The organism is Paenibacillus anseongensis (genome assembly GCF_009757995.1).
GTDB classification, from domain to species: domain Bacteria; phylum Bacillota; class Bacilli; order Paenibacillales; family NBRC-103111; genus Paenibacillus_E; species Paenibacillus_E chondroitinus.
This window is the reverse complement of the sequence record NZ_WSEM01000003.1, coordinates 15,077-28,887: the sequence shown is the minus strand read 5'-3', so window position 1 is coordinate 28,887 and position 13,811 is coordinate 15,077. Positions and strand designations below refer to the sequence as shown.

Annotated in this window: 13 protein-coding genes; 3 read left to right on the top strand and 10 right to left on the bottom strand. The window is 46.0% G+C overall.

Features of this window, described 5'->3' with window-relative positions:
- Positions 1–303 precede the first annotated feature (303 nt).
- A complete protein-coding gene (locus GON05_RS01235; RefSeq protein ID WP_127457377.1) occupies positions 304–1,104 on the top strand; it encodes a hypothetical protein in 801 nt (266 codons plus the stop codon).
- 60 nt (positions 1,105–1,164) lie between these two features.
- On the opposite strand, the gene GON05_RS01230 is transcribed toward GON05_RS01235, so the two are convergent.
- Positions 1,165–2,055, bottom strand: a complete 891-nt coding sequence (locus GON05_RS01230) for an AraC family transcriptional regulator (protein WP_157317444.1) — start codon at positions 2,053–2,055, stop codon at positions 1,165–1,167.
- A 144-nt stretch (positions 2,056–2,199) separates the two neighbouring features.
- Between GON05_RS01230 and GON05_RS01225 the strand changes: the two genes are divergently transcribed.
- Positions 2,200–3,114 carry a DMT family transporter gene (locus GON05_RS01225; protein ID WP_157317443.1) on the top strand — a complete coding sequence of 305 codons (915 nt, stop codon included), beginning with the start codon at positions 2,200–2,202 and terminating at the stop codon, positions 3,112–3,114.
- A 169-nt stretch (positions 3,115–3,283) separates the two neighbouring features.
- On the opposite strand, the gene GON05_RS01220 is transcribed toward GON05_RS01225, so the two are convergent.
- Complete coding sequence (locus GON05_RS01220; protein WP_181646078.1) at positions 3,284–4,081, bottom strand: AraC family transcriptional regulator; 798 nt, start codon at positions 4,079–4,081, stop codon at positions 3,284–3,286.
- A gap of 225 nt (positions 4,082–4,306) precedes the next feature.
- Here GON05_RS01220 and GON05_RS01215 point away from each other — a divergent pair, with 225 nt between their 5' ends.
- Positions 4,307–5,770 (top strand): sulfatase family protein, encoded by a 1,464-nt coding sequence (locus GON05_RS01215; RefSeq protein ID WP_157317441.1) that lies wholly within the window; start codon positions 4,307–4,309, stop codon positions 5,768–5,770.
- A gap of 67 nt (positions 5,771–5,837) precedes the next feature.
- On the opposite strand, the gene GON05_RS01210 is transcribed toward GON05_RS01215, so the two are convergent.
- The 8 genes from GON05_RS01210 to GON05_RS01175 all read right to left on the bottom strand — a co-directional run bounded on the left by GON05_RS01210 (position 5,838) and on the right by GON05_RS01175 (position 13,773).
- Positions 5,838–6,917: a stalk domain-containing protein gene (locus GON05_RS01210; protein WP_157317440.1), complete on the bottom strand. Its 1,080-nt coding sequence runs from the start codon at positions 6,915–6,917 to the stop codon at positions 5,838–5,840.
- 122 nt (positions 6,918–7,039) lie between these two features.
- Positions 7,040–7,927 (bottom strand): DMT family transporter, encoded by an 888-nt coding sequence (locus GON05_RS01205; RefSeq protein ID WP_157317439.1) that lies wholly within the window; start codon positions 7,925–7,927, stop codon positions 7,040–7,042.
- Positions 7,928–7,942: 15 nt separating this feature from the next.
- Positions 7,943–9,256, bottom strand: coding sequence for a sodium:solute symporter family transporter (locus GON05_RS01200; RefSeq protein WP_157317438.1), 1,314 nt, complete (start codon positions 9,254–9,256; stop codon positions 7,943–7,945).
- Positions 9,257–9,258: 2 nt separating this feature from the next.
- A complete protein-coding gene (locus GON05_RS01195; protein ID WP_157317437.1) occupies positions 9,259–9,957 on the bottom strand; it encodes a response regulator transcription factor in 699 nt (232 codons plus the stop codon).
- A gap of 12 nt (positions 9,958–9,969) precedes the next feature.
- A complete protein-coding gene (locus GON05_RS01190; protein WP_157317436.1) occupies positions 9,970–10,725 on the bottom strand; it encodes a sensor histidine kinase in 756 nt (251 codons plus the stop codon).
- A 77-nt stretch (positions 10,726–10,802) separates the two neighbouring features.
- On the bottom strand, positions 10,803–11,810 hold the full coding sequence (locus tag GON05_RS01185; protein WP_157317435.1) for an ABC transporter ATP-binding protein: 1,008 nt from the start codon (positions 11,808–11,810) through the stop codon (positions 10,803–10,805).
- Positions 11,807–12,838, bottom strand: coding sequence for an ABC transporter ATP-binding protein (locus tag GON05_RS01180; RefSeq protein WP_157317434.1), 1,032 nt, complete (start codon positions 12,836–12,838; stop codon positions 11,807–11,809). Before GON05_RS01180 ends, GON05_RS01185 begins: the two co-directional genes overlap by 4 nt.
- A gap of 14 nt (positions 12,839–12,852) precedes the next feature.
- The gene (locus tag GON05_RS01175) at positions 12,853–13,773 is read right to left on the bottom strand and encodes an ABC transporter permease (protein WP_127457365.1); all 921 of its coding nucleotides are present in this window, start codon (positions 13,771–13,773) and stop codon (positions 12,853–12,855) included.
- Between the last annotated feature and the right edge of the window lie 38 nt (positions 13,774–13,811).

The window sequence follows — 13,811 nt, the reverse complement described above, 5'->3', positions numbered from 1 at the left end:
TTCTTTACACCGAATGCAATAGTACATAGGATCACCTCGTAACCTCTTATATTTATACTGAAAATGACTTGCATTCTGATAGCCTACCTGTTTGGCGACGTCAAAACAATGGAGAAATTTAAGGGTTCTGGTTTGCTTTTTTTCGGTAAAAAAAATTAACCGAGCAGTATATTTTAATAATGCCTCTATCATCCTCTTCAATCTTGCAGACGCTTCTATATAAATTGATGATCTTGTCCCGCTGCATCCGTCCATACCAAATCACTCTATTTCTCATTTCATATATAGGAATTCTTAATTTTTTTGAGAGTGGTGGTAGAGATGGCCTTTACGGTTCCTGTGGTTTCTATTTTCACAGCGGGTTCAGCTTCTGGAGGTACTTCCCAAGAGCGGCAAGCCCGGCAAGGAAATGACATTTCAAGTTCGAACCTGGCATGGGGAAGCGGCTTCTCCCCTGGAGTAAGATGTGGTATGACGTTTACTGCAGCAGGCCGCTTTAACACACCTACTACAATTAATAGCAGATCCGTTACTAGTTTAGATGATCCAAGACTCGTCGCCTTATTCGATATGGCCAAAAGACAAACGAACAATGCTACTGCACTTTATGTCATCTATGTAAGTGGGGAATTCCTCACCAGTTCCGGCAACGTCATTGGCATGGGTGGACCGCGCTTCAAATTTTTTAACAGCACTACCGATTATGGTCTGTATGGTCATATCGTCATGAGCGACGGAGCACTAAATTCGTACGGGCTTGCACATGAAGCCGGGCACTGTTTATTCGGCCGGTTTTTGAACAGCAACCAGAACAGCTTTACGATTAACGATCCATCCAATCCTGGCAGCGATCACAGCAACAATCCGCAAAATCTCATGTTTCCAACGATTCCGAACGAGAATCCGCAGATTGTATCGTCACAGTGCAGCACCGCCAGACAAAGTAAAATTGTGCTGCAGAACGCTTCGAACAGCCGAGGCAGAATTATTAAAAACAATCTGACGTCGATGAAAAAACTAAACGCCAGAATCATTGCAAAAATGAGATTTATGAAGAAGGATACGTTACGTCGCCCTGTAAAGAAAAGACGTAAGCTGGCCTAATGTTTAAGCTGTCCCGGATCCGTCTTGGCGGACGACCCGGAACAGCTTTTTACATATGTTTCAGAAAATAGAGGAGGAAGAAGAGCGGAATTCTTTGGGCGTAAGGCCGCGATGTTTTTTAAATGATTGGATAAAATGATTGACGTGATTGAAACCAACTCTTCTGGCAATTTCGGTTATCGCATATTCCGTCGATGCCAATAGTTCACAACTCTTCTTAATGCGGTACTTGATCAAATAGTCGTAAGGGGTAATATGGATGCTTTTTTTAAAGCCGCGGGTGCACTCCGATACACTCAAATGAGCCGCATCAGCAATTTCCTTTAACGTTAAATTATTTGTATAGTTCTGATGAATAAAGCTAAGCATCAATTGCAATCTTTCTTGTTGTAGTCTGCTATGTTTAGAGGCTTCCTCTGAAGGTAACGAAATGTTCGAGATGAGGATTAACCATAACTTGACCGTTTTGATCGAAATTTCATACTGCCATCCCCAGTTTTTTTTCCATTCAAACTCTTTTTTCATATCGTAAAGGATTTGAAGGATTTCATGTTCCCACGCTGCGTCTCCTTTGATTTCTAGCGACAGTAAGTAGGAGTTGGTATAAGGAAGTACATAATTTCTCTCCATGGCACTATCTGAATAAAAGGCGAGCAGCTTCTCCGGAAAATTAAAGCTCACATATTCCCCGTCATGCGAAAGGCGAGTCACAATGTGCAGAACGCTTTTGTTGATAAAAATAGCCTGCCCTGCACTTAAATCATAATCAATGCCATTGATTTGAATCGTCAGTTTTCCTTTGGTTACCAAAGTCATTTGTAATTCTTCGTGCCAGTGTAAGTCGTTAACTCCTCGGCCTAGAGGAACAGATCCATGATTCGTATGGGTGTACATGATATAGGGAAAGGCTTCGTCAGGATATTGAATGGCTTCATATAATTGTTTTTTCAAGGGATTCTCCTTTTTGACGATATATCTATATAAATAAGGGATATAATTGCACAAAATCTGCAATGATGATGGTATTATTATATCCAGCTTCGGCTAACCTTTACAATTCTGTGCACAGGAGTTGTTGAACAGCGTGGAGGAATTATGGATAGATTAATGAAATCTGCCTTGCAATCACATCCGTTTATTTTACTAGCCATCAGCATTTTATCCGTCTCGATCTCATCCATCATGATCAAATTTTTGGATTCGCCGACGTCCGTGGCCGGAATGTACAGATTGTTTATTTCTGTCATTCTAATGCTCGCTATTGTCCCATGGAGAAGGATTCGCTCCTTACGGATGGATAGAAAAGAGTGGGGGATCGTGCTTTTGGCCGGCCTTTTTCTTGGGCTGCATTTTCTATTCTGGATGGAATCTCTGGTCTATACTTCAGTAGCAAGCTCTATGGTCATTTTGTCGCTGCAGCCACTGTTTGTCATGATCGGTTCTTATTTATTATTCAAAGAACAAGTAAATCGGCTAATGGCCGGTTGCTTAGTCGTTGCGCTTCTGGGTTCAATTCTTATCGCTTGGGGAGATATAGGGATTTCGAAAGCAGCACTGATTGGAGACGGCTTATCGTTAGCAGGAACGTTATTTGTTTCCGTGTATTTATTGGCGGGGCAGAAAATAAGCCATAAAATAGATGCGAATGTATACAGCATTATCGTCTTTTTCATTGGCGGAACCGTCTTGCTTCTCTACAATGTAATGAATCACATCCCGCTTACGGGTTATGACTCATCCGAATGGACGTATTTCTTGTTGCTTGCCCTCATTCCGACCCTATTCGGACAATATATTTTTAATCTATTATTGAAGTCGGTGGGGGCAACGACAGTCTCAGTAGGCATTATCGGTGAACCCGTTCTTGCTATTATTCTTGCTTATTTATTATTAGGGGAGGCCATTTCCTTATTTCAGTTTTTAGGCGGTATGCTGACTTTATTCGGTATGGGCATGTATTTCTGGTTCAAAACTTTGACTGGGGGCAGGAAGGCCACCATTAATCATTGATTCTAGCGGTATCGGCATAAAATCGAATCGCAAAAAGCGCCACCCGGAACGGGAGGCGCTTTTTCAGTAGATAAGAGAGTATAAGTGTTATACTTCTTCGCATCTACCTTGACAAACGCGCTCGTCCTAAAAGGATGACGAAGTCGTTTATCCTCGTATCTTAGTTCGGTTAAAAAAGCTGCAGCGATGGAGGGTCCAATCCCGAATGCTTATAGGCTGTCGGAGACATAGACGTGTACTTTTTGAAAATGCGGAAGAAATACGAATGATCGTAATAACCCAAATAATCGGAGATCTCGGTTATCGAAAGGTCGGAGTTCGTCAACAGATTGCATGCCTCTTTCATGCGCAATAAGTGAATGTACTGAATGGGGGAGATGCCCATAACTTCGCGAAACATGGAGATGGTATAGTTGGACGAGCGGTGTATGAGGGAGGCAAGTTCATCGATCTGAACGGGTTGCCTGTAGTGAGCGACCATGTATTTCTGCAATTCGTTCGCGAGCTTCAGCTTGATCGGAGCTGCTTCCACAAGTTCAAATTCACGTGCGGCCATTCCGACTACTTCCTGTAAAATTCCGCTGACCAAATAGCGATTGAATTTGCCGTCTCCAACGACTTCAAGATACAGTTTTTCGAATCGGTGCTTGAAATACTCAAAATTACGAATTTTGCATTTGATGAACTGTCCTTTTCTGAAAATGGGAAGCTCCTCTGAATCCTCTTCGCCGTGATTAAATAAAACGGTGAATTTCTGATGCTCACCTTCATGGTTCTCACCTGCACGCAAGGTATTAATCGGTAGGAACAGCAATTCTCCCTTTTCCCCAATCACCGTACGATCGTTGATCGTGTATTTGATTTTACCCTCAATCATAAGCACCAGCACATTATGGTTTAACAACATTAAGTTAGTACGCCAGTTCGGAATGCGATTATCAAAATGTACGGAACGAAGGGACAGCATAGGAAAATTCCTTTCAGGCAGTATAACTAGACATTAGCAGTATACATGAAAATATTCAATAATCCTTTTATGAATGAGCTTTTTGACTAAAAAGTTAGAAGAGAATTGTACACATGATCCATATAATATGCATGGACGATCCACCAGTGGGTTTAGTACTATTCACAATAAGGAGAGCGTTTTCAAAGTGACATCTTAAATCATACGAGAAGGAGATTTTAAAAGATGAGAATCTTGCTGCTTGATTTGGACTCCACCAGACCCGATCACTTAGGGTGCTACGGTTACGAACGAAATACGTCACCAAATATTGACAAAATCGCGGAGGAAGGCGTCAGATTTTCGAATTATTATACGTCGGACGCACCCTGCTTTCCTTCACGGACAGCGCTCATGACCGGACGATTTGGCATTCATAACGGAGTTGTTGGACATGGGGGTACAGCTGCTGACGTTCGGCATGAAGGAGAGGACCGTCAGTTCCGCAGTCGCTTAACGAGCGAATGTTTCCCTGCCTTATTTCGCTCCGCCGGTATGAAAACGGCTCTCATCAGCCCTTTCGGCGAAAGACATTCTGCTTGGACATTTTATGCCGGGTTTAACGAAATTCATAATACAGGAAAAGGCGGCATGGAGTCCGCCGAGGAGGTCACTCCGCTCGTTTTGAATTGGATTGAGCAAAATGCGAAGCAAGACGATTGGTTCCTGTATGTCAATTATTGGGATCCGCATACCCCGTACCGCGCACCGGAGGAGTTCGGTAATCCGTTCGCTGATGACCCTCTGCCCGCGTGGATTACGGATGAGGTACTGAAGGAACATACGACACGGAAGGTTGGCCCGCATAGCGCCCGTGAGATCAGCATGTTTGATAATAAAACGAATCCGAAGTTTCCACGCCACCCGGGAGATTTCACGGACCGTGAGGGATTGCGCCGTGTCATCGACGGTTATGACTGCGGCATTCGCCATATGGACGATCATATCGGTATGTTATTTCTTGAGTTGGAGCGTCAAGGTGTGATGGAAGACCTCGTCGTAATCATTACTGCTGACCATGGTGAGAATATTGGGGAGCTCGGGATCTACGGAGAACACGGTACCGCCGATCAAGGCACCTGCCGAATTCCGATGATTATCCGGTGGCCGGGCATGATGAAGAACCACTTGGATGAGGGCTTGCATTATCATCTGGATATTTTGCCGACGATCGCCGAGCTGCTGGGCAAGTCACCGGCTCCGTCTTGGGATGGCACCAGCTATGCGGCGGCGCTGCAGACAGGTGAGGCCTGCGGCCGGGACTATTTGGTGGTGTCGCAATGCGCGCATGTCTGCCAACGTAGTGTCCGCTTCGGCGATTATTTGTACATGCGGACTTATCATGACGGCTATCATTTGTTTGATAAGGAAATGCTCTTCAATCTGAAGGAAGATCCGCATGAACAGCACAATCTTGCACAAGCGGAGAGGAATCTATGCAAAGATGCGGTGTACTACCTGAATGAATGGCATGACGAGATGATGGACTCGATGGAGTTCGATAACGATCCGCTATGGACGGTTATGAAGGAAGGTGGGCCTTACCACGCGAAGGGTCATCTGCAAGGGTACATCAGTTGGTTGGAACAGACGGGGAGAGCGTATGCGATTCCTGAGCTTAAGAGACGGCATCCGGCGGAGTTCAAGTAGGATGGAAAAAGAGGCTCACCCCTCGTCATTCATATGACTTGGGGCAGCCTCTTTTTTATCAAAATGATTATCTTCTAGCGTTGAAGCCAACAAAAGCTTTTGTGTTGAAATCGAACACAGCTGTCAACGGTCCAAGAAGCTCGTCTTGATCTGTGTTGTAAGTAACCGTCACGAAATTGCCGTTAGCAGCTTGAACTTCAGCTAGCAATTTCTTTTGCTCATCTGTGGAAGCCAATACGCCTGCTTCTTTAGCAGAAACGATTTGAACAGCAGCTTCGTCTTGTTTCGTTGTAATATGAGACGCTTGTTCTTTCACTTGCGCCCACGCCAAGTTGCGGTACTCTTGAGCTGCCTCTGGCGACATTTTCGGAGTGCCAATTACAGGGGATTGAGCTTGAACAACGAGCAAGTAAACTGGGCTTTGAGGAGGAAGGCTCTTAGTCTCCATCGGACCGTAGTAAGCTTTAACTTTCGTGCCGGCTTTCAAATCTTCCCAATTCACGGATTCACCTTGGGATGTCATAACGCGAGTTTCTTTACCTGCGTTCAGTACTAAACCATCTAATTGAACTTGCCAGCCGTCATCTGTATGTTTGACTTCTTTAATGGCATCTTCTTTGACCAAACGGTCTGCATAAACGTTAATGTTTACAGCTTGTGCTTGACCTGGATAGCTCATCGCCATCGCTGGTCCGAATCCGGCATCAATTTGAGTTCCTACTTTCAGATCGGCTGCAGTTAACGTTTTACCGTCTAAGCCTTTAATAACAGTGGATGAATCTACGTTTAAAATGACCCAAGTGCTGCCAAGCAGCTCGATGCGAGCGCTCCCGTCTTCTTTAGCTTGTACGCTTACAACGACACCGGTTGCACGCATCAAGTCAGCCGCTTCGTCGAGCTCGATTTCTTTGTTAGCTTCGTCATATTTTACAGTATATCCAAGCTGAGTTGCAGCATCGCGTACTGGGAGATAGGCTTTTCCATCAATGTAAACAGGTGTAAGTGCGCTGTCTTGTCCATTAACAATAATTTTTACATCCTTTTGCAGGTAACCTGTTACTTTCTCCACGATTCCTTCAGCCCCGACTGCCGCCGTTGTACCAAGGATTCCAGCCAAAGTTAATATTACAGTTAGTTTCTTTTTCATATGATAAAGCTCCTTCCGGTTTTTGAAATGTAGGTTGATTTATGTCGACAATTCATCAAACGGAAGTCGGTTCGAAAAGGTTGCAGTTGTCCTGAAAAAAATTTGTTTGTCCATGAATCCGCTCACTGCGAAAGCACCTGCTGAGATTTCCTTTTAGTAAAAGTCAAAGATGCCAACGTAACGCCGCCCACGATAAACACGGAACCAAACATTTGCTGTGAAGTAACGAGCTGGCCGAGGACCAAATAGCCAAAAATCATCGCGACAAACGGTTCCAGATTCGAAAACATGGCGGCCTTTGCTGCTCCAACCTTTTGCAGCTGGCTGTTCCAAACGAGGGTGACGATGCCGTGCATCAGGATAGCCGTGACAATGAGCAAAATCCATGCCCATGCTTCATGACTGATGTTCCAGCCAGTCCCGCCCGCGAGCACAATCGGTACCATCGTGCCGAATCCGACCAGGGTCGAATACACGGTGATGATGATAGGCGGCAGCCTGCGAGCCAGCAGACGTACTAAGACGATGGAGATAGCAAACGTAATCATCGTAATAAAAATCCATAGGTGACCGATATGAAACTCCAATCGGGAGCCGTTGAAAACAACGAGAAATATACCCAAGATGGCCATTAATGAGCCGACCAGCATACTTATCGATAAAGCTTCTTTTAAAAATAGGGCTGCCAAAAGGGCTGTCGTAATAGGGGTTAGCGCAAGAATAAGCGCCGAGGTGGTAGGGTCGGCCGTTTCTAAACCTTGATAAAATGACCACTGGTTAATAAACACACCGATGATGCCTAGCAGGATAAGCAGCTTCCACTCCTGTTTGCTAATGGGAAGGAAGCGGTGCCAGATCCATGTATAGCCAATTAGAAATAAGGATATGAAGAGCAAGCGAGCCATGGCAATAAATAAGGGGGAGAATTGTTGGACAAGGATGTTGCCAAAGACAAAGTTGCTCCCCCAAACGGTCACGCAAAAGATTAACAACAAGTAGGAACGAAGCATGTAAGTGAATTCCTCTCAATGATTTCCAAGGTGTTTCTTCATCAACTTACCGCACCAATACACAATCACGAGCAGGCTCGACACCATCATACTCACCCAGACGGCCTCTAAATTTCCTAGTGTGTATCGGCTTGAATAGCCCGCGACCAGTCCGATCAATGCGCAGAGCGGAATGAAATTGTCCACTTTGCCTTTGCTGAAAACGATGAACAGAAGAGGGACAATGAGAGCCGCGTAGATGATGCCAAAGAAAAAGAGCAGGTCCAGAAGTGTAGGGGTATAAAAATAAGTAAGCGCAAACGATAGAACGCCGATCGCTATCGCCAGCATATATCCCATGCGCATTTTCTGCTTCTCATTGGCGTCAGGCTTCAAGAGCGGATATACGTTGCCCGCAATAAGACTGATCATGGAGTGCAGACCTGCCCCGAAAGCGGAGGTCACAGCGCCGAATGAACAGAGAACGAACAAAACCAGTAGGAAGATTGTGTCAATCTTACGGATAAGATCAAACAGGAGCGAATAAATGTTATTAAAACTGCCTGTAAAGATGACAACCATGATTAACGATGAAAAAGCCAGCGGAACGGTTGCCCAGATGAGCCCGGAGAGCAGGAAGGTAGGCACGATTTTTTTGCCTTCGATCATGTACAGACGCTGCCACGTTGCTTGGTCGACGAAAATTTGCCCGAAGCCAATTAATAGGCCTGTGCACATAAAAAATAAGCCTTCATGATTGTTCAGCACAAGCAAATAAGGATGATAGAGGCGAATGCCTTGATAGACGTTTTCAACCCCTTTAGCAATGAAGAAATAAAGCGGGATCAAGATCGCTGCGGCAAACATCAGGATGACTTGAACGAATGCCAAGCGCTGGATAAGCGCCATGCCGCCAAAGCCGACATAGATCACGCAAAGCAGGAAAAAACAAAGCATGCCGATCGAAATCGGAACGCCCAGCAGAATGTTAACAAGCACGCCGGCAGCCATTCCTTGGGTAAACAAGCCCTCAATGCTGGTGATAAGCAGAATCACAATCATCATCCAATAGCCGACGCCGTGCAATTTATTTTGAAAAAAATCCCCAATAGTTAAGCCGTCGCCGTACTCTCTACGCACCTTTTTTCCAAGCCATCCGAAAGCCATTAGCGCGATAGCTCCCATTAACGCATAGCCAATTCCACCAAAGATGCCGTATTTGACGAGTGCTTCGGGAGAAGCGAAGATGGTAATTCCGGTTACCCATCTGGCTAAGATCGCTATGACCCCGAGGCCAATGCCAATCTTGGCTGCTCCCTGCGCATATTCACGAAATGATTGGTACTGCAAGATTATTTCTCCTTCTCGCGAAATTCTTTCGGTGTTTGGTTGGTGCTTTTGCGGAAAATGGTGCAGAAGTAATGCTGGCTGTTAAAGCCGCTTTTCTCTGATACGGTAGAAATACTCCACTCGGGATGGGCGATGAGATACTTTTTAGAAATCTGGATGCGGTACTGCATCAAGTATTCAGAGAACGACACACCAACCTCGTCATGGAAACGCCGACTTAAATAGGTTGGGTTAATATGAACTTCTGCGGCAAGGTCGGCAAGCGCGAGCTTGTCTGCATATTTTTCATGGATGATAGTAAGCGCGTCATGAATGACGTGGGAGTACTTGGATTGCGGCATTTTGTTGCGGTATTTGCTTAGAATATCCACTAATTCGCTTTGAATGACCGGCTTTGTCATGTAATCCACTACGCCTAGTCGGATGGACTGTTTGGCATAATGGAAGTTTTGGTAAGCGGTGACGATAATGAATTCCATATCCTGATTGTGCTGACGCAGCTCTTCGCCAAGCTCCAGTCCTGATTTGCCTGGTAAATTGATATCCAGAAAGGCCAGATGAATTTTCACCTTTTGGCTGACGGCGGCAGCCTGGCTGCTATCGGATGCTTTGTACAAATTCCAATAAGGAAAAAGCGGGTGAATCAGATACTCAAGCTGCTCCAGCTCAAGGGGCTCGTCATCCACGAGTAATACGTTCATTAAGTCACCTCTTTATAAGTTAGGTTCTAGGATGAAAGGCCATTTGACCTGCACTTTCGTACCTGTCTCTGGGATCGATTGAATCTGCAAGCTGGCGTGATCGTTGAAGTAGAGATGCAGACGGCGTCTGATGTTGTCTAAGCCATGCCCGCTTTTCTCCTCAATGTCCGCTTCCACTTGCTCCATCGTGCCATTATCGAAGACCGTAAGGTTAGCCATCTCTTGCTCGAGGAAAAAATGGATGTCCAGGTTCACGGCGCCAATTTTCCTCTCCAGCCCATGTTTAAACGCATTCTCAACGATGGTTTGCAAAACAAAAGGCGGAATATAGGCTTCCTGAATGTCTTCCTCACACGTTAGCGTGACCGTCAGGCGAGCGCCGAAACGCAGCTTTTGAATCTCGATGTAGTACTCTGTGTAACGAATCTCCTCCCGAAGGGGAATGACAGGTTCCGTGGTTTTATATTTAAACTTAAGGAATTGGGAGAAAACCTCAAGGGCTCTGACCAACTCTTCCGTCCGTTCCAATCGCGCCAGGGTTAGAATCACATTCAACGAATTGAATAAAAAATGGGGCTGAATTTGCTGATTCAATTGGTTGTAAAGAGATTGCTGAAGCTCCTTTTCCAGCTCGATCTTTTTTGTTTTGTTTTCCAAGAGATCAATGCGCTTCTCGAAAACGAACAAAAATAATAAAGTAATAGCTCCAATAATTGGAGCTAGAATGAACAATAAAATGAGTAAGGTAAAACCCTCAAAGCTAAGCATGAGATCCCTTCTGCATACGTTTTAATATATGGTTTCTCTACCAGTTTAAATTATTCGTCATGATAAAGCGAATGAAGTCAATAATTACCTGAAGCAATCAAGTGGCAAGCGACTTGATGTCCTTCACTGGTGTAGCGCAGCTCGGGCTCTTGCGATTTGCACGCTTCGACGGCGAACGGGCAGCGTGTATGAAAACGGCATCCTTGCGGCGGATTGATCGGAGAGGGAACATCGCCGGTCAACAAGATTCGCTCCTTCTTTTCCTTCTGATTGGGTACAGGAATGGCGGAAAGGAGTGCTTTGGTATAAGGATGCTGCGGGTTATCGAAAAGCGATCTTTTATCAGCAATTTCTACGATTTTGCCCAGATACATGACCATCACTCGGTCGGAGATGTGGCGTACCACGCCTAGATCATGAGAGATAAACAGATAAGTCAGTTTATACTGTTTCTGCAGCTTCTTCAAGAGGTTCAGCACTTGTGCCTGAATCGACACATCCAGGGCGGATACGGCTTCATCGCAGATGATAAGCTTCGGCTCCACAGCGAGTGCGCGCGCGATGCCGATACGTTGGCGTTGACCACCGCTGAATTCATGCGGGTACCGATCGATATGGTCCGGTCGTAACCCGACATTGTCGAGCAGTTCCTTAATACGTTCTGTCCGCTTTTCCTTCGGAATGACATCTTGTATGGCCAGCGCTTCACCGAGAATTTGGCGGACGGTTTGCCTTGGATTCAGCGATGCGAAAGGATCCTGGAAAATGACTTGCATGTCCTTGCGCAGCTTTCTGAGCTCGCTTTTATTCAGGCCCAGGACATCTTTATCCTGAAAACGAATATCTCCTCCGGTCGGTTCATCCAGGCGCAGCAAGGCTCGTCCTGTGGTTGATTTGCCACAGCCTGACTCACCTACAATGCTAAGCGTTTCACCCTCATGGATGCTGAAGCTGATGTCGTCCACAGCTTTTACATGGTTGACGGTTCGTCCCAAGATGCCGCCTTTGATCGGAAAGTATTGTTTCAAATGGTTGATTTCAACTAAAACGTTCTTCTCCACGTCACGTTCCACAGGTATGGTCATTGGATGGAATCCCCCGCTTTCCTACGCGCATCAGGCTGTGCGTCCCATTCTGGTGTATACATCCAGCAGCGAACTTGACTGTCGTTACCGACGTCAATTAGCTCCGGCATCGTTGTTTGACATAACTCTCTGGCGTGAGGACAACGAGGAGCAAAACGGCACCCCTCCGGCATGTTGTACGGACTTGGGACACTTCCTTTGATCGCTTGAAGCTCTTCTTGGTCTTGGTCCGCGCGAGGCAGAGAGTTAAGTAACCCGATCGTGTAAGGATGTTTCGGATTGGCAAACAATTCGCTGGCATCGGTATATTCGACGATTTTGCCGGCATACATGACAGCGACGCGGTCACATGTTTCCGAAACGACGCCTAGATCATGCGTGATCATGATGATACTCATGCCCAGTTGCTTTTGCAGCAGCTTCATTAAATCGAGAATTTGAGCTTGAATCGTAACATCAAGAGCCGTTGTCGGCTCATCCGCAATTAGTATTTCCGGGTTGCAGGCCATCGCCATCGCGATCATCACGCGCTGCCGCATGCCTCCGCTCAGTTCATAAGGCTCTTGTTTGGCGCGTTTCTCCGGGGACGGAATACCGACAAGACGCAGCATGTCGACGGCTTTCTCCCAAGCTTCCTTTCGGCTCATCTTCTGGTGATGGCGAAACACTTCCGCTATTTGTTCTCCAACTGTGTACACGGGATTTAATGAAGTCATAGGCTCTTGGAAAATCATCGAAATTTCATTGCCTCGGATGGCACCCATTTCTTTATCCGTTTTCTTCAATAAATCTTGCCCTTTGAACAGGATTTCCCCGTTAAGGATGCGTCCTGGGGGACTTGCGATCAGCCTGAGGATGGAAAGCGATGTGATACTTTTACCGCAGCCCGATTCGCCTACAAGCCCGAGTGTTTCCCCTTTATGGAGTGTAAAATCAATCCCGTCAACAGCTCGGCTTACGCCTTCATTGGTAAAGAAGTGTGTCTGAAGATTGCTTACTTCCAGAACCTTTTCTTGTTGTTTAAGCATCTCATTCCCTCCTTTTAATCCAGCTCGATACGTTTGTTGAAGTTGCGATACAGTACGTCGACTGCAAGGTTAACCAAGACGAAAATCATGGACGCGACCAGTACGCCGCCTTGAACCACAGGCAGGTCACGCATACGGATGGCATCTACAATCAGCCGTCCAAGTCCGTTGATAGCAAAGACAGACTCTACCAATACCGTACCGCCGAGCAGTACGCCGAATTGTAGACCAACCACGGTAATGACAGGGATTAGCGCGTTCTTCAGGGCGTGCTTATAGATAATAATGCGTAATTTCAAACCTTTGGCTTTGGCTGTTCGAATATAATCCTGGCGAATGACATCCAGCATGGTCGAACGCGTCATCCGGGCGACAATGGCGGCACCTGAAGCGCCTAGCGTAATGGCCGGGAGCACAACATGTTTCCAAGTTCCCCAACCTGCGACAGGAAAGATGTGCATTTTCACGGAGAAAAAGTAAATCAGCGAGAGCCCGAGGCAGAAGCTGGGCAAAGATACACCGAGCAAAGCGATGATCATGATCGTAATATCCGATACCGTATATTGCTTCGTTGCGGATATGATGCCGGCAAGCATCCCCAAAACAATGGTGATGAAGATACTGGCCACAGCAAGTTCAATAGTGATCGGCAAACGAATCATGATTTCTTTAAAAACAGGCAGATTGGAACGTAGTGAAGTCCCGAAATCTCCTTGAACCACGTCAAAGACGTACTGGACATATTGAATAAATAATGGCTGATCCAGCCCCAATTGATGCCGGATGCGTTCTACGGTCTCAGCGGAAGCCCCTTCTCCTGCAAGCAGAACGGCCGGATCGCCCGGTACGAGCTGCATAATCAGGAACACGACTAGAATGACGCCGAGCAGTACCGGGATCATCTGGAGCAGCCGGCGAATGATGTATACGAACATGGATATCCCCCTTAAAGTCTTCCTTTTAGGAAGACTGG